Annotated in this window: 24 protein-coding genes; 2 read left to right on the top strand and 22 right to left on the bottom strand. The window is 56.9% G+C overall.

What is annotated here, in order from left to right:
* Window position 1: 1 nt before the first annotated feature.
* The 7 genes from GYN08_RS04110 to GYN08_RS04080 all read right to left on the bottom strand — a co-directional run bounded on the left by GYN08_RS04110 (window position 2) and on the right by GYN08_RS04080 (window position 5113).
* Window positions 2–829: an Fpg/Nei family DNA glycosylase gene (locus tag GYN08_RS04110; protein WP_166272732.1), complete on the bottom strand. Its 828-nt coding sequence runs from the start codon at window positions 827–829 to the stop codon at window positions 2–4.
* Window positions 830–857: 28 nt separating this feature from the next.
* Window positions 858–1664 (bottom strand): TIGR01457 family HAD-type hydrolase, encoded by an 807-nt coding sequence (locus GYN08_RS04105; protein ID WP_166272730.1) that lies wholly within the window; start codon window positions 1662–1664, stop codon window positions 858–860.
* Between the two features lie 6 nt (window positions 1665–1670).
* Window positions 1671–2615, bottom strand: coding sequence for a ribonuclease Z (gene rnz, locus GYN08_RS04100; protein ID WP_166272728.1), 945 nt, complete (start codon window positions 2613–2615; stop codon window positions 1671–1673).
* 187 nt (window positions 2616–2802) lie between these two features.
* Complete coding sequence (locus tag GYN08_RS04095) at window positions 2803–3612, bottom strand: HAD family hydrolase (protein ID WP_166272726.1); 810 nt, start codon at window positions 3610–3612, stop codon at window positions 2803–2805.
* Between the two features lie 62 nt (window positions 3613–3674).
* Window positions 3675–4199 carry a hypothetical protein gene (locus GYN08_RS04090; protein WP_166272724.1) on the bottom strand — a complete coding sequence of 175 codons (525 nt, stop codon included), beginning with the start codon at window positions 4197–4199 and terminating at the stop codon, window positions 3675–3677.
* A 168-nt stretch (window positions 4200–4367) separates the two neighbouring features.
* Entirely contained in the window at window positions 4368–4568 is a 201-nt protein-coding gene (locus GYN08_RS04085; RefSeq protein ID WP_166272722.1) for a DUF896 domain-containing protein, read from the bottom strand.
* A gap of 143 nt (window positions 4569–4711) precedes the next feature.
* On the bottom strand, window positions 4712–5113 hold the full coding sequence (locus tag GYN08_RS04080; protein WP_166272720.1) for a LysM peptidoglycan-binding domain-containing protein: 402 nt from the start codon (window positions 5111–5113) through the stop codon (window positions 4712–4714).
* Window positions 5114–5441: 328 nt separating this feature from the next.
* On the opposite strand from GYN08_RS04080, the gene lexA reads away from it, so the two are divergent.
* Both lexA and GYN08_RS04070 read left to right on the top strand, forming a co-directional pair.
* Window positions 5442–6068: a transcriptional repressor LexA gene (gene lexA / locus GYN08_RS04075; RefSeq protein ID WP_166272718.1), complete on the top strand. Its 627-nt coding sequence runs from the start codon at window positions 5442–5444 to the stop codon at window positions 6066–6068.
* A 208-nt stretch (window positions 6069–6276) separates the two neighbouring features.
* Window positions 6277–6453, top strand: a complete 177-nt coding sequence (locus GYN08_RS04070; protein ID WP_166272716.1) for a hypothetical protein — start codon at window positions 6277–6279, stop codon at window positions 6451–6453.
* Here the strand turns inward: GYN08_RS04070 and GYN08_RS04065 are convergent.
* The 15 genes from GYN08_RS04065 to mutL form a co-directional block, all read right to left on the bottom strand.
* On the bottom strand, window positions 6419–6775 hold the full coding sequence (locus GYN08_RS04065; protein ID WP_166272714.1) for a hypothetical protein: 357 nt from the start codon (window positions 6773–6775) through the stop codon (window positions 6419–6421). The genes GYN08_RS04070 and GYN08_RS04065 overlap by 35 nt on opposite strands.
* Before the next feature lie 64 nt (window positions 6776–6839).
* The gene (locus GYN08_RS04060) at window positions 6840–7811 is read right to left on the bottom strand and encodes a D-alanyl-D-alanine carboxypeptidase family protein (protein ID WP_235945748.1); all 972 of its coding nucleotides are present in this window, start codon (window positions 7809–7811) and stop codon (window positions 6840–6842) included.
* Between the two features lie 28 nt (window positions 7812–7839).
* The gene (gene coaA / locus GYN08_RS04055) at window positions 7840–8763 is read right to left on the bottom strand and encodes a type I pantothenate kinase (RefSeq protein ID WP_166272712.1); all 924 of its coding nucleotides are present in this window, start codon (window positions 8761–8763) and stop codon (window positions 7840–7842) included.
* A gap of 254 nt (window positions 8764–9017) precedes the next feature.
* Complete coding sequence (locus GYN08_RS04050; protein ID WP_166272710.1) at window positions 9018–9218, bottom strand: hypothetical protein; 201 nt, start codon at window positions 9216–9218, stop codon at window positions 9018–9020.
* A 235-nt stretch (window positions 9219–9453) separates the two neighbouring features.
* Window positions 9454–10782: a type I glutamate--ammonia ligase gene (gene glnA / locus GYN08_RS04045; RefSeq protein WP_166272708.1), complete on the bottom strand. Its 1329-nt coding sequence runs from the start codon at window positions 10780–10782 to the stop codon at window positions 9454–9456.
* A 111-nt stretch (window positions 10783–10893) separates the two neighbouring features.
* Window positions 10894–11307 carry a MerR family transcriptional regulator gene (locus tag GYN08_RS04040; protein WP_018977629.1) on the bottom strand — a complete coding sequence of 138 codons (414 nt, stop codon included), beginning with the start codon at window positions 11305–11307 and terminating at the stop codon, window positions 10894–10896.
* Between the two features lie 176 nt (window positions 11308–11483).
* Window positions 11484–12737, bottom strand: coding sequence for a methionine gamma-lyase family protein (locus GYN08_RS04035; protein WP_166272706.1), 1254 nt, complete (start codon window positions 12735–12737; stop codon window positions 11484–11486).
* Between the two features lie 233 nt (window positions 12738–12970).
* Window positions 12971–14260 (bottom strand): GTPase HflX, encoded by a 1290-nt coding sequence (hflX, locus tag GYN08_RS04030; protein ID WP_166272704.1) that lies wholly within the window; start codon window positions 14258–14260, stop codon window positions 12971–12973.
* A 92-nt stretch (window positions 14261–14352) separates the two neighbouring features.
* Window positions 14353–15036, bottom strand: a complete 684-nt coding sequence (locus tag GYN08_RS04025) for a YdcF family protein (protein WP_166272702.1) — start codon at window positions 15034–15036, stop codon at window positions 14353–14355.
* 41 nt (window positions 15037–15077) lie between these two features.
* Window positions 15078–15629 carry a DUF402 domain-containing protein gene (locus GYN08_RS04020; protein WP_018977625.1) on the bottom strand — a complete coding sequence of 184 codons (552 nt, stop codon included), beginning with the start codon at window positions 15627–15629 and terminating at the stop codon, window positions 15078–15080.
* A gap of 217 nt (window positions 15630–15846) precedes the next feature.
* Window positions 15847–18615, bottom strand: coding sequence for a PBP1A family penicillin-binding protein (locus tag GYN08_RS04015; RefSeq protein WP_166272700.1), 2769 nt, complete (start codon window positions 18613–18615; stop codon window positions 15847–15849).
* Between the two features lie 256 nt (window positions 18616–18871).
* Window positions 18872–19114 carry an RNA chaperone Hfq gene (gene hfq, locus GYN08_RS04010; RefSeq protein ID WP_166272698.1) on the bottom strand — a complete coding sequence of 81 codons (243 nt, stop codon included), beginning with the start codon at window positions 19112–19114 and terminating at the stop codon, window positions 18872–18874.
* A gap of 39 nt (window positions 19115–19153) precedes the next feature.
* Window positions 19154–20137 carry a tRNA (adenosine(37)-N6)-dimethylallyltransferase MiaA gene (miaA, locus tag GYN08_RS04005; RefSeq protein ID WP_166273111.1) on the bottom strand — a complete coding sequence of 328 codons (984 nt, stop codon included), beginning with the start codon at window positions 20135–20137 and terminating at the stop codon, window positions 19154–19156.
* A gap of 7 nt (window positions 20138–20144) precedes the next feature.
* Window positions 20145–20924 carry a class I SAM-dependent methyltransferase gene (locus GYN08_RS04000; RefSeq protein WP_206023576.1) on the bottom strand — a complete coding sequence of 260 codons (780 nt, stop codon included), beginning with the start codon at window positions 20922–20924 and terminating at the stop codon, window positions 20145–20147.
* Window positions 20925–21118: 194 nt separating this feature from the next.
* Window positions 21119–23380 (bottom strand): DNA mismatch repair endonuclease MutL, encoded by a 2262-nt coding sequence (gene mutL / locus GYN08_RS03995; RefSeq protein WP_166272696.1) that lies wholly within the window; start codon window positions 23378–23380, stop codon window positions 21119–21121.
* Window positions 23381–23409: the final 29 nt, after the last annotated feature.

Raw genomic sequence — 23409 nt, 5'->3', positions numbered from 1 at the left:
TTCAGGAGAAAACGGGCGTCTGTTCGTATTGGCACTGCGGGCAGTAATACGCCTTTTTGCCGGATACGTCCATCTTTTCCACGAGCGCGCCGCTGTCCGTGCACGGCTGGCCTTCGCGTTCGTAAACGCGGCATTGCTCCAAATATCCGCCCGTCACGGTGTCCTCCGCGCTGAGCGGAATCGAAAGGCATCCGCCCGAGTCGATCGCCGCGTTCAAGACGCTCTCAAGCGCTTCGTACAGCCGCGCCGCGCTCTCTCCGTTCAAATCCTGCACTTTGACCGAAGGCAGCAGTCCGGCCGCAAACGCGATCTCGTCGGCGTAACGCGGCCCGATTCCGGCGACCAATTTTTGCCCGGTCAACGTGCTGCGCAGCGCTCCCCGGCGTTTTTTGAGCTGATTGACAAAGTATTCCGGCGTCGCCTGACGGGAAAACGGGTCCGGACCGAGCGTTTTCAGCACATCGTCAAGCCCTCGCACCGTCATCAACCGCAGTACGCTGCCTTTCCCCGCAATGTACAGCGTCCGTTCTCCGAAGCCGATTTCCGCTTGGGCGGCGAACGGCGGCTCTTCTTCCCCTTCTCCGCAGTACAGTGCTCCGTCTTTTGCCAGAGCGATCAGAAGGCGATGTCCGTTGTCCAGGTGAAAAATGAGAAAAGTCCCCCGCCGTTCCAAAAAGAGCAAACTTCTGCCCTCCAGCGCTCCGGCGAATTCTTCGGGCGACACGTCGGTGCTTCTTTCGTTGGACAAGCGTACCCGTTCGATCGGGCGATCGAGTATCCATTGGCCCAATTGTCTGCGATAATGTTCGATTTCCGGCAGTTCCGGCATGGCTCATCGTTCCTTTCCGTATCGTAATCTATAAGTGTAGTACCCATTCCCGCAGTTCATGCAGATTCGCTTTGACCAGATCCGGTTCGGTGCCGGCCAATTTTTTGTGCCGTTCCAGGTTAGAGGGCGTGGTGACTCCTTCTTCCGTCAGCACCAGCAGGGAACGGCAGCCCGATTCCGCGCCGGCCTTGATGTCGGTCATCATATTGTCGCCGATCACAGTGACCTGGGCGGCTCCGACCCCAAGCAGATTGAAAGCAAAATTCATCAATACGGGCGACGGCTTTCCGATCACCGCGGGCTTGACCCCGGTCATCGACTCCAAGGCCGCTCCCAACGTGCCCGCTCCCGGCATCAATCCGCTTTCGGAAGGCAGCAGCAGATCCGGATTGGTAAGCACAAACTCCGCGCCGGCCAATATCAAGCGCCCTGCCCGGGCCAGTTTTTCGTAGGTGAACTGCCGGTCGATTCCCTGCAGCACGTAGTCCGGCGTTCCGTCCGCTTCGTCAAACAGGGTCAACCCGGCAGCCTCCACCGCGTTTTTTAACCCCGCTTCTCCGAATACGGCCGCGGAAGCGCCTGGCTTGCGTCCTGCCATGTAAGCCGCGGCCGCCATCGAAGACGTGCAGACCTGTTCGGCACGGGCAGGAATTCCCATCTTATTCAATCGCAAAGCTACCGCTTCCGGGGCGGCGGAAGAATTGTTCGTCAAGAACAAAAACGGGATTCCGCGTTCGTTCAGCGTTTCGATCAGCTTGTCCGCGCCGGGAACCATGCGCTCGCCGTGGTACAGCGTGCCGTCCAGGTCGATCAAAAAGGCGTCGTCACTTGGCATTTGTCTTCATTCCTTTTCTCGTTCTTGCGCAGAAGGGCGAATCGGAAACGTCTGATGTTCGATCGCCAACTGCGTATTCGGAAACACGGACCGGGCTTCCTGCAGCAGCGGTCGAAGCTGATCCTGATCTTTGTAACGCGAGCTGAAGTGCGTCAGGATCAGTTCTCCGACTCCCGCCTTTTTGGCCGCTTCCGCAGCCTGAACGGCGGTGCTGTGATAATATTTATGCGCCAGATCCGCAAATTCGTCGGTGAAAGTCGCTTCGTGGACGAGCACATCCGCCCCGTCCGCCAACGGATGAATGCCCGGCGTCGGACGCGTATCGCCGAGGATCGTCACGATCCGGCCCCGCTTCGGCGCGCCCAGCACCTGGTCGGACGTAATGAGACGTCCGTTCACCGTAATGCTCTCTCCATTCTTAAGCTTACCGTATTCCGGACCGGGACGCACGCCCCATTCCTGAAGAAGCTCCATATTAAGACTGCCCGGCCGGTCTTTTTCCGTCATCCGGTAGCCGTAGCTTTCGATCCGGTGCTCCAGCGCTCTTGCTTCCACCTTGATCTGCGAGTCTTCAAAAATCACTCCGCCCGAATGTTCGACGATCTCCAGTCCGAAATCGATTCGGCTTTGGGTCGCGTTCAGCGTCGCTTCGAGGAAAGCTTTTAGCCCGGCCGGACCGTAAACGGTGAGCGGCGGCGATCCCTCCTGCGAAGCCCGGCTGGATAACAATCCCGGCAGGCCGAAGACGTGATCGCCGTGCATATGCGTAATAAAAATCTTTTCCAAGCGGCTCAGCTTGAGCGGCGAATGCAAAATTTGATGCTGCGTCGCTTCGCCGCAGTCGAACAGCCAGGAACTGCGCCGTTCTTCCAGCATGCGGAGCGCGACGGACGTAACATTGCGCTGCGTGGTCGGCAGTCCCGCGTTGGTGCCGAGAAAATAAAGTTCCACAGCCGCACTCCTCCTTCTTTGGCTGACCGTGCCCGCCAGTTTGCCGAGCACGAAAAGCCCCTAAATGGTAGTTCAATACCCGAATTCGTATCGGAATAACCTTGCCGTCCTTAGGCATAAGCGCCTCGGAAGCGAAAAAAAGTCCGCCCGCCGCAGCGGGCGGACGGAAAACCGTATCGCCGATTTCTCAGGAAATGCGGATTCCCGCCAATTCGGGCAGGTCGCGCAGGGAATCGATCTCATACACGGGAACGATGCCGGAATGCGGAGGACGTCCCCCGCGGTTGATCCAAACGGAAGGAATTCCCGTATCGAGAGCTCCGCGAATGTCCGTGCTTTGTTTGTCGCCGACCATCAGCGCTTCCTCCGGCGAAACGCCGAGCAGGCCGAGCGCATGACGGAAGATCGACGTATCCGGCTTGCCTTTGCCGAACGTTCCCGAAATGACGATATGATCGAAATAGGAGACCAGCTGCGGCACGGCGTCAAGCTTCTCCTGCTGGAGCGAAGGACAGCCGTTCGTCAGCAGCAGCAGCTTTACGCGCCCTTGAAGCTCGCCCAGTACCTCGTAGGTCTCATCGTATACGTAAGGACGCTTGCGGCGTTCGGCGGCAAAAAGGTCGGACAGCTCCAGCGCGAGCTCCGGGTCTTCGATACCCGTGTCTTCCAGGCCGAGGCGCCAGGCTTCTTTGCGGTAGAGCGGCGCGATCTCCTGCAGTTTCCGGAATTCGGGCTGTTCGCCTTTATCGAATCGCGCCCAGAGCCCTTCGAACGGGTTAATGCCGATCATCTGGGTGAACGGAAACGTCTCGTAAGTCGCATACAGTTCGCGCGCGCGTTTGCGCACCGCGGATTCCAGCTCTTCCGCGTCTACGCCCTTACGGCGAGCCGCTTCTTCGGAAGCCGCTCCAAACGCTTCTTTGACGCTGCGCTCATCCCAGAGCAGCGTATCGTCCAGATCAAAAATTACCGCTTTAACGTTCGTCTCCACCGTCATTCGCGTCCCCTCGCTCTTCCGTTATAATCGTTTCGCCTGCTGTACCTTTGCCCAAATACGCTTTATTTTCTTTCGATCGGAATTTGATGCTGCGCCGCGAATTCCGTTACTCGCTGCGCGATCTCTTCCGTTTTGAACATCTTCAGGAAACGCGAGAAAATCCAGTTGGCTCCTTTGCCTTTCGTTTCTACCGTCACGAATCCCTTCTCGATGCGGAACTTGGCGATATCGCCGGCCATCAGCGTCCGCTCCCGATTGAACCGGATGGTCGTCAGACGATCTTTGCCTACGCGAAGAAACGGCCGGCGCAAGAACATAATCACCGCCAAAATGAGATACATCACGATGATGAACCAGTACGACGTGCCGGACGCCTCTTCGACGCCTGACGTCTGCGCGGCAATCGTGATAATCGTCAGGAAAATCGCGATAATAAGCAGAAACGTCGGAAACATGTAATTTCTGCCCTTGAACGTATCGTAAGCCTGAGCGCCGGCGGCGCCGACCCGATCCTGACCCGTTTTCTGCCGAAGATTATTCACCTTCTGCTGATTTTTGCGCACCTGTCTCTCCCAAGAACGGGACATTCCTTTTCCCCCTTAACGAATGGTTGGATCTTGAATCAAGAAAGACCCGCCAGAACGCGGCACTCCCTTTCCGCGAACCGGCGAGCCGTTTCCGTTCAGGTAAAGCGCTTGCCCGAATGCGTTCCGCGTTTCCCCTGCAGGAAATGTCGGAGCACGAAATCCATACGATCAATGAGGCTTGGAGCCGCTGCCGGGCTCTTCGTCGACCCACTTGATCATATCGAGTTCCTGGCGGAAATTGCGCCGCACATTGCCGAGGTAAATTTCGCGAAGCTTCGCACGTTCTTTATGCTCTTCCTCGGTCAAGCCTTCGGCTTTATGTTTACGGGCAAGCTCGTTAATCCGGCTTACCAAAGTATCGATATCCATTGCACCCTCCTTGTGACCATACTTCCCTATACTTTCACATGAAAAAAAGAGCTTGTCAAGGCGATTGCCCTGCAAGCTCTTCTCCTCATCCATGCCGCTTCCCCTGCGAGTTCGTACCCGTCACAAACCGTTCCGCGCGGCATTTAAAAATTCGGAAGAATCAATTCATCCCCCGCATAAATCTCGCTGCCGCTCAACCCGTTCTTCTGCTTGATGCCGGCAATAAAAATGCGGGTGTCCGCGTCTTCGGGCTTGTTGCGTTCCGCGATGGACCAGAGCGTGTCGCCCGGAGAAACGACAACGCTGCGTACTTCGGGAGCGGGTTCGCTGCTCTGGAACGCATGAACGACTCCGGTTCCCGCGAATAAACCGATGACCACGAACAGCAGCAGGCGCGCTCTGGTCGCGCCCGACCGGGTCCACCGGTACTTCGGCATCCCTAACATATGTAAAAACGATGCAAAAGAAAAAGTCCGGCTCTCACGCGAATTTTCGTTTATGTCAGCCGCTTCGTAAATGCTCTTATAAGTCGTATACTTTGGCATGTTCAACACTCTCCCAAACGTTTGTTCTGCCTTCTGCGAATAATATAGCACGAACATACGTTCAGATCAATAGGTTTTGGAACGTTTGTTCGGGAAAATTTGTTCCCCTTTTTTTGTCCTCTGCGCTTCTCACTTGCTTCGGAGGGGATTCGGCCTTCATGCCTTGTTCGGCAACGTTCGCGTTTTTGCCGTTTTCTCAGAACTTACGTTTGTACGAACGGAAGTTCTGTGATATACTCTTTCCATATAGCATTCATTTTTTTGTTGATCTCTTCCGAATGCTCTCAAGCTCAATAACCAAATGATTAATGGATGGGGTTGATACGATATGTCGAAGATTTCCGTACGCCAACAGGCCATTCTGGAATTTATCCGCACCGAAGTCAAATCCAAAGGGTACCCGCCGTCCGTTCGCGAGATCGGCGAAGCCGTGGGACTGGCGTCCAGCTCCACCGTTCACGGACATCTGGACCGTCTGGAGAAGAAAGGCTTGATCCGCCGCGATCCGACGAAGCCGCGCGCGATCGAACTTCTCGGTATGGAAGAATCGGAGAGCAGCAACCTGTTCGCCTCCACGATCCGTCGTGTGCCGGTTGTCGGCAAAGTTACCGCGGGCGTTCCGATCACGGCCACCGAGAACATCGAAGATTATTTCCCGCTTCCGCAGACCATGGTCGGCGAAGATCAGGTATTCATGCTTTCCGTCGTAGGCGACAGCATGATCGAAGCCGGCATCAACAGCGGCGATTATGTCGTCGTTCGTCAGCAGCAGACCGCCAATAACGGCGATATCGTCGTGGCGATGACCGAAGAAGACGAAGCGACGGTCAAAACGTTCTACAAGGAGAAGGATCATATCCGCCTCCAGCCGGAAAACCCGACGTACGAGCCTCTTCGTCTGACTCACGTCACGATTCTCGGCAAGGTTGTAGGCTTGTTCCGCAACTTCCATTGAGGAAAACAGCCGAGATTGTTCACGAGAGTCCCCATTAAAAAAACTCCCCCGATCAAACGGAGGAGTTTTTTTAATGGGGACGGCGATTCGGCGTTTTCCGATCGGAGAACGCCCTGCGTTCGCCCGTCCTGATTTTTTGGTACACTGAACATCGGGCGTCGAACGGATTCGCGATCGCCGTCCATTTTCTTGTTCAAGGAGGATCGTAATGGCCGATTTGATGATTGTTTCGTTTATCGTATGCGCAGTTACGGGAATGCTGGGCTCTGCGGCCCTGTTCCGACGCAACAAAAAACAGACCCGTCTTTACTTCGGGATCGCGCTGCTCAGCCTGCTGCTCGTCGCTGTCGCTATGATTGCTTTGGCACGGTCCGGCGCCGCTTAATCCGAAGATTTCTTCGTCCGGTAACCGTTTCTTCCTTCGGCGAATCGCCTTGCGGCATATCCTCTGAAGCCGGGCGCCCCATAACCGGCAGCATCGCTCTCCGGCTGTAAGCGCGGCGGAGCAGCACGATATGCCTCAACGACGATTTGTCCGGCCAGCGAATACAGCCGTATTGTTCCAGATTAATCAGCGCGATCGCCACTTCGCGAAAAGCGCCTCCCGTACGGTCCAGCAGTCTGGCCATCGTCAGAAAACGATACGCGCTCCATCGATGACGGCGCAGCATAACCAGTATTTTTCGCTCCAACCTGCTCATCTCCACAAGCACACCCTCCCGAACGGAACGTATGTTTGTATTATAAGCGAACGGGCGTTCTTTTTCCAGCTTATTTTCGGATCTTCGGATAAACCTTTAACGCATCCAAAATGTGATACGGTTTGCTCCACGGATTCCCGTCCGCATCCGCCGTCACGAGAATATATTCCCGGCCGTCCTTAACCGCAAGCGACGCCAAACATAGTCCTGCGGCCCGCGTATATCCCGTCTTCCCTCCCAGGATTCGCCCTCCCTTGAAGTTCAACGTCGGCGCGCTCTCGGACAGCGTGCTGCGTACGGTCATTCCTTTCGGGTGACTGTTGGTCGGCGACATCGTATATCGATGAGTCGTAATCAGTTTGCGGAACGTCGGATTTTTGAGCGCGGACCGCATCAGAATCGACATATCTTTGACCGTCGTATAATGCGCCGCATCGGGCAATCCCGTTACATTCGCGAAATTCGTATGCTTCATACCAAGCTTTTTCGCTTTCTGATTCATTTTTTTCACGAATGCCGCTTCCGAGCCCGATACCGCGTAAGCAAGCCCCATCGAAGCATCCGCGCCGGAAGGCAGCATGGAACCGTAGAGCAGGTCGATCGCCTTTACTTTCTCTCCCGCCAGAAAGCCGGCCATGGATGCCCCTTCCTTATTCAACGGAGCGAACATGGATGCCGGCAGCGTCGTTTTCTTCTGCAGATCGGGAATGTTCTCCAATGCCACCAACACGGTCATCATCTTGGTCATCGACGCCGGATACACCTTCTGGTTGATATTTTTCTTCATCAGCACTTTCCCGTCGTTCACGGAAATCAGGATGCCGTTGGCGCTGTACATCCCCGAGGAGAGGTTCGCCGAAGAGGCGGAAAGCGCCGTCGTTTCGTAAGCGTAAGCCGCCTTCTGCGGCAAAGCCGACGCTTGGCCGGGCAGGCCCAGTACGCCCGCCGTGCCGAGCATCAGAGCGAGCGCCAATGGCACCGTCCTCGCCGTGCTCCGCCGGGCGGCCGGCGTTCTTCCGAGATTAAACCGTTGTCGCTTCATGCTGCTGCACTCCTTTTTCTTATAAAATTCAAATTTCCCGCAGATAGACTTGATGAATCTGATGATCGCGCCCTTTTCTCAGGATCAGGTCCGCCCGCCGGCGGGTCGGCAAAATGTTTTCGTTCAAATTCAGCAGGTTGATCGTCTCCCAAATGTCGGAAGCGCGTTCGACGGCCTCGGTTTCGGTCAGATCCGCGTAGCGATGGAAATAAGACAACGGCTCGCGGAACGCGGTTTGCTGCAGAAGCAGGAACCGGTCGACGTACCAACTGCGGATATCTTCGGCATCGGCATCGATATAGAGCGAAAAGTCGAAGTAGTCGCTGACGAATACGGGCTGTCTTTTGCTCACCTGCAGCACGTTGATGCCTTCCACGATCAGGATGTCGGGGCAGTCGATCGTTTCGAACTTATCCGGCAGCACGTCGTAAGTAACATGCGAATAAAGGGGGGCCTGCACGTTTCGTTCGCCGGCTCTCACCTTTGCCAAAAAGTCGATCAGTCTTTTCGTATCGTAGCTCTCCGGAAAACCCTTTCTCCCCATAAGTCCTTTTTCTTCCAGCACGCGCGTCGGGTAGAGAAAACCGTCGGTCGTCACCAGGTCGACCTTGGGATGATGCTCCCAGCGCGACAGCAGCGTTTTCAGCAAACGGGCGACCGTACTCTTCCCTACCGCCACGCTGCCCGCGATCCCGATGATAAAAGGTTTGTTAACCGGCTCGCAGCCCAAAAAAGCACCGGTTACTTCCCCTAAATACTGCGCCGCTCTCACCTTAAGATTAATCAATCGCGTCAGCGGAATATAAATATCTTCAACTTCGCGAAGCGAAATTTTATCGTTCAGCCCCTTGATTCGTTCCAGTTCTTCTTCCGACAGCAGCAGCGGCGTCCGACTTCTCAGTCCCGCCCATCTTGCCCGGTCGAACTCGTTGAAATTCCCATACGCATTCATCTGTAGACGATCCCTCACTCCGGCATAGTATCTCCAGTCTAGCAAATTACGTCAGGTTTGAACACGCAGCCGCAAAAAATGACAAACAAACAGCCCCCGATTCGGGTGACGAACCGGAGGCTGTACGACAATCGTAACTATAAAAAAACAAAAAGAGTCCGGGCTAGGGCGTGTACGCAAACTTCGAAGGCGGCTAAAGATGCGCGGCGCCCAAGTTTGCGTACAGGCCCCAGCGCAGGGTGTCCCCTAATTTGTTACCCCGATACTTTGAAAGTATGCGTATGCCGCGGATAACAAGCACCGCCGATCCATACGCTGAAGTCCGTGTATTTCTGCACCGGCCCGCCTTCGCCGATCGGCGACTCGTCCAACGCGTCATTCACGAACACTTGAACCTGCATGAGAGCGGCGGCAAAAAATTCTTCGTTGCTGATCAGTTCTCTATATGTGTTCACGGTAATTCTCCTCGATTACAAAGTCGGCTCCGTATTAGCGCGAAAGCCGAGTCCGGATTGTCCCTATTCTACTTGCTGACAGGATCGGTGTAAACCCTTGGGGCATTCCGGCATAAAAAACCCAGTAAAAACTTTGTGGGCATTTTGTGGGCATGCAGGTAATCGAGAGTGTTTTATAAGGGATGCCCATAAAAAGAAAAACCCTCGACGCTTGGAGCGCCAAGGGTTTGAAGTCCTAGTAGAGCGTCATGTACTGGTCGCGTTCCCACTGGTGGACCTGCGTGCGGTACATGTCCCACTCGATTTCTTTCAGTTCGTAGAAGTGCGTCAGGGCGTGTTCGCCCATCGCCTGTACCACGACTTCGTCGCGGATCAGTTCGTTCAGCGCTTCCTTCAGATCGGCCGGCAGGCTCGGGATGCCTTCTTCGATCCGCTCTTCTTCGGACATGACGTAAATGTTGCGGTCGATCGGAGCCGGCAGCGTCAGCTGTCTGCGGATGCCGTCGAGACCGGATTTGAGCATTACGGCCAGAGCCAGGTAAGGGTTGGCCGCCGGGTCCGGGTTGCGGACTTCGATCCGCGTGCTCAGACCGCGCGACGCCGGAATCCGGATCATCGGGCTGCGGTTGCTGGCGGACCAGGCCACGTAGCAAGGCGCTTCATAACCCGGTACGAGACGCTTGTACGAATTGACGGTCGGATTCGTAATCGCGGCGAACGCGCGGGCGTGCTTCAGGATGCCGGCCATGTAATAACGCGCCGTATCGCTGAGGCCGAGCGTGTCGCTCTCGTCGTAGAACGCGTTCTCTCCGCCGCGGAACAGCGACTGGTGGCAGTGCATGCCGGAACCGTTCATGCCGAACAGAGGTTTCGGCATGAACGTGGCATGCAGACCGTGCTGACGCGCAATGGTTTTGACGACCAGCTTGAACGTCTGGATCTGGTCGGCCGCCTTCAACGCATTCTCGTATTTGAAGTCGATTTCGTGCTGTCCCGGCGCCACTTCGTGGTGGGAAGCTTCGATCTCGAAGCCCATTTCCTCAAGCGTGATCACGATTTCGCGGCGGCAGTTCTCGCCGAGATCCGTCGGAGCCAGGTCGAAGTAACCGCCCTGATCGTTCAGCTCGTCCGTCGGGTTGCCCTTCTCGTCCGTGCGGAACAGGAAAAATTCCGGCTCCGGTCCCACGTTCATTGCGGTGAAGCCCATTTCTTCGGCTTCTTCCAGCGCGCGTCGCAGTACGGCGCGAGGATCGCCCGGGAAAGGCGTGCCGTCCGGCATATAGATGTCGCAGATCAGACGGGCAACGCGGTTTTCTGTAACCCAAGGAAAAACGACCCAGGTATCCAGATCCGGATAAAGGTACATATCGGATTCTTCGATGCGCACGTAACCTTCGATGGAAGAGCCGTCAAACATCATTTTGTTGTCGAGCGCCTTTTCCAACTGGCTGACCGGAATTTCGACGTTTTTGATCGCGCCGAGCAGGTCGGTAAACTGAAGACGGATGAAACGAACGTTCTCTTCTTTGGCGACGCGCAAAATATCTTCTTTAGTGTAACTCAAGATACCCTCTCCTCTTCGTCTCTTTTCTTCGATCAAACGTAAGTATTTCTCCCCGGCGCGCAGGACGCGTTCAATGAAAGCGGCTGCTCATCGGGTTGAGCCAAGCTTATTTTATTTTCTATTAAAGAATCGGGACAGCTCGCCTTGAATCAGCGAGACTTGTCCCGGCTTCTTGCCGGAAACCAGCTGCTGCTTGAGCATGCGGTGAAGCTGCGAATCGGAAAGCTCCTTGCGCTTTTCTTCGGTCGCCGCGTTCAGAACCGTCGCTTCTTCGGATTCTTTGGTGACCGGGTTCATGACCTGCTTGATCCCCGCGATGTTGACGCCTTTTTCGATCAGCGCCTTGATCTCGAGCAGCCGCTCCACGTCGTTGAACGAGAACAAGCGCTGGTTGCCGGACGTGCGCGCCGGAACGATCAGGCTGTGCTGTTCATAGTAACGGATCTGCCGCGCGGACAGGTCGGTCAGTTTCATTACGATCCCTATCGGGAACAAGGCCATATTTCTGCGAATATCGTCGCCCATTATTCATCAACCTTCCAAATGTACTATTCTCGGTTCTCTCCCGTCACGAATCTTGACCCGGATGCTCCGGGCGCGGAGCACCCTGTCATCCATTGTCGCCGTTGTGGAGCGAAACCTTATTCTCTCTCTTATTGTACATATCCTGATAGGAAGCGTCAATGATGTGTTAGATTAACTCACAGTAAATTACGATCAAAAAGAGTTTGCAGCGCATTCAGCACTCCGTACTTGACGTGCGAATACGTCAAGCCGCCCTGCAAATAACCGATATAGGGTTCCCTAATCGGAGCGTCGGCCGACAATTCGAGGCTTCCGCCCTGAATGAACGTTCCCGCCGCCATGATGACCGGATGTTCGTAGCCCGGCATGTCCCAGGGTTCCGGTACTACATGGCTGTCTACCGCCGCCGCAAGCTGAACGCCCTGCACAAAAGCAATCAGCTGCTCCGCCCGCTCGAAGACGACCGCTTGAATAAGATCGGTTCGGGGCGCATCCCAGGCCGGACTGCTGGAAAAGCCCGCAACCTCGAACATCGCCGCCGCAAAAATGCTGCCTTTGACCGCCTGTCCGACGATGGTCGGAGCCATGTATAAGCCTTGATAAATGCCCCGCGTCGTGCCGAGCATCGCGCCTACTTCCGCTCCGATTCCCGGAGCCGTCAGACGGTAAGCGGCGAGATCCACCAATTCTTTGCGTCCGCAAATGTATCCGCCCGTTTCGGCCAGGCCGCCGCCCGGGTTTTTGATCAGCGAGCCGGCCATCAGGTCCACTCCGACTTCCGTCGGCTCGATTTTTTCCGTAAACTCGCCGTAGCAGTTATCAACGAATACGATCGCGCTCGGGCACATTTCTTTGACTTTTTGCGTCATGGCGCCGATCTCTTCCACGGTAAAAGGCATGCGCCAAGCGTAACCGCGGGAACGCTGTATGCCGATAACGCGAGTATTCGGCGTCATCTGACGGGCTACCTCGTCCCAGTCGATGTCTCCGTTTTCCAGCAGCGCCGCTTCGCGGTAACCGATGCCGAAGTCGGCGAGCGATCCGGTACCGTCGCCTTTTTTGCCGATGACTTTATGCAGCGTATCGTAAGGCGATCCCGTGATATAGAGCAGTTCGTCGCCCGGTCTCAATACGCCGAACAGCGCCGTCGAGATCGTGTGCGTGCCGGAAGCGAAATGCGGGCGAACGAGCGCCGCTTCCGCTCCGAAGACTTTGGCGTACAATTCATCCAGGACTTCGCGCCCCCGGTCGTTATAAGCGTATCCCGTCGAAGGGTTAAAATGATAATCGCTGACTTTGCAGGCCCGAAAAGCTTCGATGACCTTCCACTGGTTATGTTCGACGATGTCGTCCACGCTGTCGAAACGAGGCCGCACGAGGCGTTCCGCTTGTTCTTTCCACTGCTCGATGCGAGCGTCAAATGTTTTCATTGCTTTTCATTCCGTCCTTCTGTTTACGATTCGTCCATACATCCTGTTCCCCTACATCTGCATAACTTGCCGTGTAAGGAGAAAGGCTGACACTGTACTTCATTAACGCGTTATTCCTGTGTGAGGTCGTCGTTGGATCGCGCCGCTGTAAAAACATGACGCGCGAGGGCAGCCAGGATGCTTTTTCTGACGCGTCCCGGCCGCCTCTTTCCAACGCTGCTGCTCCTGAACTTTTAAGGCTGCACCTTGTAATCTTCCAGCATGTACGCATACTTTTCGGATTCGCCTTTGTGCAGGCGCACTTCGTACAGCGCGTCTTCTTCCTCGAACTCTTGGGATACCACTTCGCCGATCTTGTACAGCTGCGATACGAGATCGCCGCGCGCTGCAGGAATCCGGTAGGTTACCGTCCCGCCGGTCAGCTCTTCCTGCAGCCGGTTCATGAGCTTTTCGAGGTCTTTTTCGTCATAAGCGCTGATGCGCAGATTCCCTTCGTCCTCTGGCAGCAGCTCCAACTGCTCCGGCGTGCAGAGGTCCTTTTTGTTATACAGCCGGATCTGAGGCTTGCCGCCCGCTCCGAGTTCTTCCATAATCTGCTCCACAACCTTCATCTGATCGTCGAGCATTTCCGAGGAAGCGTCTACAACATGCAGCACCAAGTCCGCTTCGTTCACTTCTTCGAGCGTCGCGCGGAAAGCGGCGATCAGGTTGTGCGGCAGGTTCTGGATAAAGCCGACCGTATCCGTCAATACGATCTCGCGGCCGCCCGGCAGTTCCAGCGTTCTCGAAGTCGGATCGAGTGTCGCAAACAGCTGGTTCTGCACGTAGACGTCGGCATTCGTCAGCTGCCGCAGCAGCGTCGATTTGCCGGCATTCGTATAACCGACCAGCGCCACCTGCACCGCCCCGCTTTTTTTGCGGCGCTGACGCTGCAGCGTGCGGTGCTTCTCTACCTCGCCGATCTGACGCTTAAGCTCGTCGATCCGTCCGCGAATGTGCCGGCGGTCCGTTTCCAGCTTGCTTTCGCCGGGGCCTCGGGAACCGATGCCTCCGCCCAGTCTGGACAGATTGCGCCCCTGTCCCGAGAGCCGCGGGAGCAGGTAGCTGAGCTGAGCCAGTTCGACTTGAATGATGCCTTCTCTCGTCTTGGCGCGCTGGGCGAAAATATCGAGAATCAACTGGGTACGGTCGATAATCTTCAAATCCAGTTCCTCTTCCAGGTTGCGCACCTGCGCGCCGGACAGTTCCTGGTCGAAAATCGCCGTATTGGCCCCCAATTCGTCCGCCACGACTTTTAACTCCTGCACTTTGCCCTTGCCGATAAACCATTTCGTATCTTTCGTTTCCCGATTTTGCGCCAGAGTGGTCAACACTTCCACGCCCGCCGTCTCGGCAAGCGCAACCAACTCTTCGAGCGAGTAGACCGGATCGATGCCCGAACGTTTGACTTCGTCGGTGACGAGGCTGACCAGAACCGCCCGAGGGCGTTCTTCGGCCGCCGTATCGTAAGTTGTAGTTCGCATATTTTGTTCTCCTTCTGTGCGTATGGGATTTTTCGCGCCCTTCAAGCAAAGTTCCGGCAAATCCGAAAAACCCGGCATTCCATTATCCCCAATTACTTGCCGTTTGGCAATGAGGCTTTATCGAGCAGCCACTTGGTGAAAGCCAGCGTCTCTCGGCCGCGAGTCTGCCAAATATTCAATTCCTTGGTGGGAGCGAGTACGAACTGCGGATCTTCATAGCCCAAAAATTCCGCAATATCCCGCGCACGGGCGCCGTGGAATTCATGGGTTACGATCGCTGCCGTACGCATGCCCTTCTCTTCCATGATCCGCCGACTGAACAGCAGATTTTCGTAGGTACTCGTCGCTTCGTTTTCGAGCACGATATGCGATTTCGGCACGCCGCGCTCTTCCAAGTACTCGGCCATGCCTTCCGCTTCGGTCAATTGCATCTGCGGGTTGTCGAGCCCTCCGCTTACGATCAACATCGGATAATCGCCGCGCTCGTACCCGGCGTAGGCCGCGTCCAATCGTTCCTTCAGCGCCGGACTCGGTCTGTTGTCCCATAATCTGGCGCCCAGCACGATTGCGACGTCGGCGTCATGCTCTCGGGTCAGCGAAGCGCCCTGCCCGATTCGGACTTGAATATAAGCGGTCCAAAGGATGAACAAGATTACGCCGGCCAGCAGAGCCAGCAGCATTCGCTTTTTCCAACGTCCGCCGCGCTGCCGGCCGTTACCCGGTATATGCACGGGCCCCCTGCCGAGAAACGCATCCGACCGTTCTTTAATGGCCACTTTCGAAATTCCCCTTTCCGATCAGACCGCATGCAAGCGCTCTATACCTTCAGCGCCGACGCCGGGAACAATCTTCTTCGATGCTCGATCGAAAGCCGGAAATAGGGGAACGCATGCGCGTCGATCATCCGCAGCAAACCGTGCGCCGTTCTCGTGGCAAGCGCATAGTCCGCTTCCGTAATGACTCCCCGCCGCAGCGCGTCATCCAGTTCGTCTTCGTCGAGCAAAAAGACCGTTCCGTCGCCCAATACCACGATATCCAAATACAAGTCGTCGAACCAAGGCACGCCTTGGTCCGTAACGCCCTGCGATTTGCAGATATCGATATACCACTCCACCACTTCCCTTTTTTCGTTGAACATGGTCGTGACGATAAAATGGGCATCCTTGGGAAAATACTGCAGCCAAGAATAACCTTTGTCGGCCACACAAAACGTGAGTCCCCCGTACGTCTTCATCAGCGGTTCCTTTAGTTTGAGCATGTTGTACAAGGTTACGTAGCCCGTAAAGCGGCGGCTGTCGATATACCGGCACAAGAATCTCCGGTCGGTTACGCGCCGCCAGTTGGCTCTGTCAGCAAATTTACGTTTCATAGGGAACCGACCCTTTCCATTCTCCATTTGAATCAAGCTTATCACATTCTCAGGCCACTTCACAAAGGAACTGGCTTGCTCATGCCATTCATTACCCGTTTTGCGCGGAAATATGGCAAAAAAAGCTCCGGAAAGCCGTTTGGGGCTTCCGGAGCTTGCTTCATTTGCTTAAATACGGTCTACCTATAGTCAAAAAAGCTGCATCATTCGGGACCGGTCACGGCTGAGAAACCGTCCCGTCCTGCGTACCCGCGTTCGGATCGCCCGCGGCCGGATCGGTCTGGACGTTCGGATCGGCCGCCGGATCGGTCGACGGATCAGGCTGTCCCTGATCGACAGGCGCCTCCGGCACGACGGTGCCGGGCACCGTGTTATCGCCCTCGGCGGAGTTACCGGTTCCCGAAGGATCGGAATTCCCCGGATTGGCACCTCCCCCGCCGTTACCGTTCCCGTTGCCGTTCCCGTTGCCGTTTCCGTTATTCCCGTTATTTCCGTTTCCGTTCCCGTTGTTGCCTTGATTTCCGTTACCGTTGCCGTTATTGCCTTGATTTCCGTTTCCTTGACCGTTATCTTCGGCAGGAGGCGTAACAGGCTGTTCTTCCTCGTCAATTTCGGGTTCTTCCTGATCCGGCGGAATCGTCTCGTCCGGCAGATCTTCTTCCGGATTATCCGCAGCCGGTACGGTCAGGCTGACCGTATTGGAAGCCGCCGATTCGACGATCGGATCTTCGCCGGCCCGGTACGCGGTAACCGCGTAACTGTAGGTCAGCCCCGGCATCGCGCTCGGATCATCCGCCGAAGCGCTCATCAAATCCCCGTTGATCAGCGACGGCTGCGCTTCGGAAGATTCCTGGCGATACAGGCGGTAACGGACGTTTTCTCCCGCCACCGGCTGCCACGACAGCATCACTTTCTGCGCGTTTACGTCGTAGGAAGCGACAAGCCCCGTCGGAGCGCCGACCGGTTCTTTTTGAACGGGCTCGGCGGGTTCCGCCGGTTCCGCAGGCTGCGGTGCCGGCGCATCCGGAGCTTTGAAGTCGGTAACCGGCGTGCCTTCGAGCGCCTGCTTCATAATGCGCGAGAACATCGAAGCGGCCAGGCCGCTGCTGTTCTTGAGCATATGCTCGCCGTCCGGCTTGTCGTAGCCCATCCATACGGCTCCCGTCCATTCCGGCGTATAACCGACGAACCAGACGTCGCGGTTGCCGCTGTTGCCGGAAATATTACTTTGCGTCGTACCCGTCTTGCCCGCGAGCGGACGGCCGATATCGGCTTTGCGCCCCGTACCGTCCGTCACGACGCTCTTCATCATCTGGGTCATGTCATAAGCCGTTTTCGGGCTCATGACCGATTTGGAGCTGTCGATCCGGCTGTAAATTTCGACCTCGTTCGAGTCCCGGATCGATTTGATCGCGTACGCCTCGATAAATTTGCCGCCGTTGGCGAACGAATTGTAAGCCTGGGCCATTTCGAGCGTGTTCGTCCCTTTGTCCAAACCGCCCAGCGCAATCGCCAAGTTATGATCATTCTCGGTCATCGTAATGCCGAGCGACTGTGCGAACCGGTAGCCCGTATCGATGCCGATCTGGTTCAGCAGCCAGACTGCCGGAATATTGATCGATTCCGCCAGCGCTTCTCTCATCGAAACGCTTTTGCTGTATCCGTGCAGGTTCTTCGGATTATAACTGCCGAAGCTCTGCTGCTCGTTGTTCAGCTGCGAATCGGCCGTAAACTGTCCGGATTCCAGCGCGGGCGCGTAGGACGCGATCGGCTTGAACGCCGAACCGGGCTGTCTGTAGCTGTTGACCGCGCGGTTGAAATCGCCTTTGTGATAATTGCGAGCGCCCAGGATGGCGACGATGCTGCCGTTCTGGTTGTTCGTAATCGTCATGGAAGCTTGAACCGGCTGGTCATCCGGACTTTGTTCGAAGAGCGAATCGTCCTTGAACGCGTCTTCCAGGCTCTGCTGCGCCTTGGCGTCCATCGTCGTATAAATCTTGTAGCCGCCGCGGTTCAGATCGTCTTCCGTCAGTGCGGTAGCGTCTTCGGCTTCCTGAAGCACGTAATCGACGAATGCCTGATAGTGCGTTTCTTTCGTTTCCGGCGGCGTATAGTTGTAATCGACTTTCGCCGCTTCGTCTTTTTCCGCTTTCGTGATGTAGCCCTGCTCGTACATGAGCTGAAGCACCACGGCACGGCGGTCTTTCGACTTGTCGGGATTGGCGATGGGATTGTAGCGCGTCGGCGCTTTAGGCATCGCCGCCAGCGTCGCGATTTCCCACAGCTTCAGATCGTTCAGGTTGCTTTTGCCGAAATAACGCTCGGAAGCGGCTTTGATGCCGTAATACTGTCCGCCGAACGAAATCCGGTTAAGATACATCGCCAAAATCTCGTCTTTTTGATAGTTGCGTTCCAGCGCCAGCGCGATCGACACCTCCGTCGCTTTGCGGAAAAACGTCTTGTCCGCGGACAGGAAAATGTTTTTCGCCAGCTGCTGGGTAATGGTACTGCCGCCCTCGACCGCCGAACGGGCAACGATATCTTTGACCGCCGCGCGCCCGATCGATCTCAGGTCGACCCCCGAGTGTTCGAAGAAACGTTTGTCCTCCGTCGCCACGAAGGCGTCTTTGAGCAGCTCCGGAATATCCTGCGCTTCGACCTCTTCGCCGCGCTGGATCTTGATTTCGCCGATCTGCACGCCTGTCCGGTCGTAGATGACCGTCGGCGCCTTGATCTCGATCTTGTCTTTGTTTGCCGCGAGGATCTTCTCCCCGTTCACCGTAATAAACAAATAGCCGCAGAGCGCGCATAACACCGCAAATGCCGCCGTAAAAAACAAAGTCCAAAATACGCGTTTCCCCGTAATTTTTTTCTTTTTGGGGGAACTCTTTTTCTTCGCGGTCGTCGGAGGCTTCTTGCCTCCGCCGTTCCCTCCGCCGCTTCCTCCGGTCGTTCGGTTGGAGCGGCTCAGTTGTGGGTTAGGCATGATGGTTTCTGACACCCCTTTTGCTTTCTTTGCAGCGATGAGTTTTGTGAACATGCTGACTGTGCTGCTTTGGTCGCTAACGAAAAGAACAACCCGCGAAGGTTGCTCTCGTTCGTAGCTATCGGTTTAGACGTTACTATACACGAAAAGTTTCAGAAATTGCCGTTACAGGTTTGTCATCCCTTCGTCACCTTCCGCCATAACGCCGGCGGACAAAAATATCGGGAGGCAAGCCGTGCACGAAATTCGGTTCCGATTACTCTCCGGACGTGCTTTCCTGCTGGGTCAGGGATACGTTGCGCTGCGGCATGAACGTGGAGATGGCATGCTTGTACACCATCTGCTGACGTCCGTCGCTGTCGATGACGATCGTGAAGTTGTCGAATGCTTTGATCGTGCCCCGAATTTGAAATCCGTTGGTCAAGTAGACCGTGGCAGGGATATTCTCTTTACGCAGTTGGTTCAGGAACGTGTCTTGAATATTAATGGATTTGTTCATAACCGGTACCCCCAATTGTCATTTTACTGTCATTTTCGTTCAAAAATCGGAGCCGAACCTTCCCGTAATTATACCATGAATCTTCTCGTAATTTGCAGAAAAGTTTTCCGGCTCGGAAACGTCCACCCATTGGATATCGCGCATATGCCGGAACCAGGAGAGCTGACGTTTGGCGAAATGCCGGGTATCCCTTTTCAGCCGGTACACCGCTTCTTCCAGCGTTGCCGAACCGTCGAGATAGGGCCAAATTTCCTTGTAGCCGAGTCCCTGCATGGATACCATGTCCGGCGTGTAGCCGCGTTCGCGGAGACGCCGCACCTCTTCGATCAGCCCAAGTTCCATCATTTGGTCGATTCGCTCTTCAATACGGTTATATAGCATTTGGCGGTCCATTGTCAAACCGATCAGGCATAGGTCGTAAGGCGTGGTCTTTTTTTGCCTGGCCAGCTGCTGCGACAGCGTCTCGCCCGTCAGCTTATGGATCTCCAACGCCCGGATGACGCGGCGGGTATCGTTGGGATGCAGACGCTGAGCGGACTCGGGGTCGATCTCGCGCAGTTTGGCATGAAGCGCCTCGACGCCGTGAGTTTCCGCAAAAAGGGCCTGGGCCTGCCGAAACGCTTCGTCCGCTCCGCTCTCCGCGAATTCGAACCGGTAGCACAGCGACTCCACATAGAGCCCGGTGCCTCCCACGATAAACGGAAGGCGTCCCCGGCCCGCGATCTCCGGAATGAGCGCATCGCAGCGTTCCTGGAATTCGGACACGGAAAAAGGTTCGTCGGGCTCATGAATATCGATCAGATGATGCGGGATTCCTTCCATCTCCGCTTCCGAAATTTTGGCCGTCCCGATATCCATGCCCCGGTATACCTGCATGGAATCGCCCGAAATAATTTCGCAGGAAAAAGCTTTGGCCAGCTCGATGCTGAGTTTGGTCTTGCCGACGGCCGTCGGGCCGATCAGGACAAGCAGCTTCGGCTTGCCGGGAGATCCCGCTTGACTGTTGTCGTCAGGGCTTTTCATAAGATTGTCAGTCAACTCGAATCACTCCGTACGTAATTTTGGCATGGTTCCGTCCGTCCGGCACAAAGCCGAGACGTTCCATTTCCCCGCTGCCTTTTTTTTCTTTCAGCACGACCGTCCGGCGAGCCACCCGAACCGCTTCGCGGATCGATTCTTCGCTGAGCGGGCGGGCGTCCGCGAAAGCCCGAAGAGGCGAGATCGCCGACGAGTCGTAGACCGGCTTCCGAAACATCGGATCGAAATACACGATATCGAAGCTGTCGTCCGGCAGCGACCTCAAATACTCGAGATGGTCCGCGTTGACGACCTCGATCCGGCGCATCGCCTCCGTCACGGAAGGCTTCTCCACTTCGTAGCTGGACAAGCCTTCGCGCAGCAGCACGGACAGCTCGGGCGACGCTTCCAGCGAACGCACAAGGCCCGACGGCCCCACGCGGACGGCAAAAACGAGCGAGTCGGTGCCCAGTCCGGCCGTGCAATCGAGCACCGCGTCCCCTTCCCGTACCCGCGCCGCGTCGATCATCGGATCGGGTTCGCCTTTGAGCAGCCGTTTGGCCCGAACGTAACCCATGCTCGGATGGTATTCCAGCACGGGCTGGTCTTCGCGGAACAGGCGGACTTTGCCCTGGGTCACGATCAGAACGGCATCCGCGCCATATTTCGGAAACAGTTGAGGAATCGAGGTGCGTCCCCTCGGCACAAGCCGGCTGCCCGCCTGCTCGGCAAGCTTCCGCGCGCGCGCAAGCTCGGCCTCGGCCGGCGAAATGCCGGTAGTTACGATTATCATTGGGGTCGTTCTCCTTTGGTCTTGCCCGTGCCGCCGGCCTCTAAAGGCGCGGCAAGGGCTCTTTTGCATCCGGCTTGAGCCGGTCTTGTTTGGGTAAGCGTTGATTAGATCGCTCCCGGGTCATTTTCGAAACGGGTTGAACCGTCCCGTTTCGAAAATTCGGATTGAAGTCGCTGAGGGATTGGGGGAAGGTGTTACATCACCCGTTTAAAAAGTTTCTCCAGATCGTAAGACGAGAAAGAAACGACGATCGGTCTGCCGTGAGGGCAGGTGTACGGCTGTTTGCACTGGGCCAGCCGTTCGATCAGGGTCTGGGCCTGGATATCGCTCAATCTCTGGTTCGCTTTGATCGAAGCTTTGCACGAGCAGAGCGTGGAAGCTTTCTCCCGCAGCTTCGCCAGGTCGATCGCGCGTTCGCTCAGCACCCACTCCGCCATTTCTTCGATGATGGACTGCTCCTCGCCCGCCGGGAACCAATGCGGATAAGCCGTCACCCGGAACGTTTGGCCGCCGAAAGGTTCCATATAAACGCCGGCCTGCTCGAACCAGCCGATCCGGTCGCGGATCTTGGCGCTCTCCGCGGACGTGAATTCCAGCGTGATCGGCAGCAGCAGCTCCTGGGAAGCGGCTTCGGGCTGGCCGAATTTCTCGTAGTAATATTCGTAATTGATCCGCTCGTGAGCGGCGTGCTGGTCGATCAGGTACAACCCCTGATCGTTCTGCGCGATCAGGTAAGTCCCGTGATGCTGCCCGATCAGCGTCATCTCCGGGAAAGCGGGCCGCTTGGGGGCCTCGCCCCGGCTGTACAGTTCCGCCGCGCGGGCCAGCGCGGCGGCGTTTTGCGCCGGCGGCGCCGGCTGCCGCGCGCCGGCGCTGCCGGCAGAGGCCGACCGGCCGGCGCCGCCGGACGCTTCGCGTCCAGCGGCGTAGCCCATGCCGTGGCCCGGCTCCCGCACCTGCTGCGGGAGCGGGTCGCGCACGCCGCCGGCGGACGGATAGGGAGCGGACGCCTTCAGGGCGTCCGGCACGTCCGAACCGCCGGCGGCGGAGCCGCGGGTCCCGGCGGCCTGCCCGGAGGCCGCCGAAGCCTCTGCCGCCGCGGAATCGGCGGCGGCCGCTTCGGGGCGCGCTCCGCCGTGCGCGCCCGCCTGTCCGGCCGCGCCGGAGGCCGCGCGGCCCTGTTCTTGGCCGGCCGGCGCGGCGGGCCGGCCGGCGTCTTCGCCGCGCCGCTCCGAAGGCGCGGCGGCTTCATGGCCCGGCTGCGAAGCGCCGGGCCGAACTTCGCCGGCGCCTGCGGAAGCGCCGGTTCCGGCTCCGCCGCCCGGCAGCTCGGCCGGGACGTCCTTATCCTGCGGCAGACCGGCCGCAAGCTCCCCGAGCAGCCCTTCCCGCTTCGGGAAGTGGAACTGCTCCTGCACGATCGTATTGCTTTTGCCGACGCGCTGGTTGACGGCTTTGGGGATCAGCACTTCATGCGACAGCGCCGCGCGAATCGTCTCTTCGACGAAAGCGGTCAGCTCCGCCTCCTTGCTGAAGCGCACTTCCAGCTTCGCCGGATGCACGTTGACGTCGACGAGCGACGGATGCATGGCCAGACGCAGCACGACCAACGGGTGACGGCCGACCGGCAAAAGCGTGTGGTACGCCTTCATGATCGCCTGATTCAGCACGTGGCTGCGGATGTACCGGCCGTTTACGACCGTCGTGATCGCGCTGCGGTTCGAACGGGTAAAGTCCGGCAGGCTGACGAAGCCCGAGACGGCAAAGTCCAGGCTCTCACCCTCCAGCGGAATCATCGCCTTGGCGCTCGTCGTGCCGTATACGGCCGCGATGACCTGCAGCAGGTCACCTCCGCCGAGCGTCTGCAGCAGCGAGTTGCCGTTATGCTTCAGCGTAAACGCGATCTCCGGATGCGAGAGCGCCATCCGGTACATGTAATCCGAGATATGCCCCAGCTCCGTCTGGATCGTCTTCATGTATTTGAGCCGGGCCGGCGTATTGTAGAACAGTTCCCGCACGCGGAAGTCCGTTCCGCGCGAAGCCGGCGCTTCTTCGTTGACTTTGAGCGTTCCGCCTTCGATCACGAGCCGCTGCCCCGCGCCGTCTTCGCCGCAGGCCGTCACCAGCTCTACCTTCGATACCGAAGCGATACTCGGCAGCGCTTCGCCCCGGAAGCCCAGGCTCGTAATTTGAAACAAATCCCGGCCGCCGGAAATCTTGCTTGTGGCATGGCGATAAAAGGCCGTTTCGCAGTCTTCCGGATCGATGCCCGATCCGTTGTCCGTCACGCGGATCGAAGACAATCCGCCTTCTTCCGTCCATACGTCGATCTTGGTCGCTCCCGCGTCGATGGCGTTCTCGACCAGTTCTTTGACAACCGATGCGGGCCGTTCCACGACTTCGCCGGCCGCAATCTGGTTCGCGACATGTTCGTCCAGCACTTTAATTTTGGCCATCCCGGTTCTCCTTTCTTTCCCTCTATTTT

It is taken from the genome of Saccharibacillus alkalitolerans, from assembly GCF_011090185.1.
In the GTDB taxonomy this organism is placed as follows: domain Bacteria; phylum Bacillota; class Bacilli; order Paenibacillales; family Paenibacillaceae; genus Saccharibacillus; species Saccharibacillus alkalitolerans.
The sequence above is the reverse complement of the archived record's forward strand: the minus strand, read 5'-3'. Positions and strand labels throughout refer to the sequence as shown.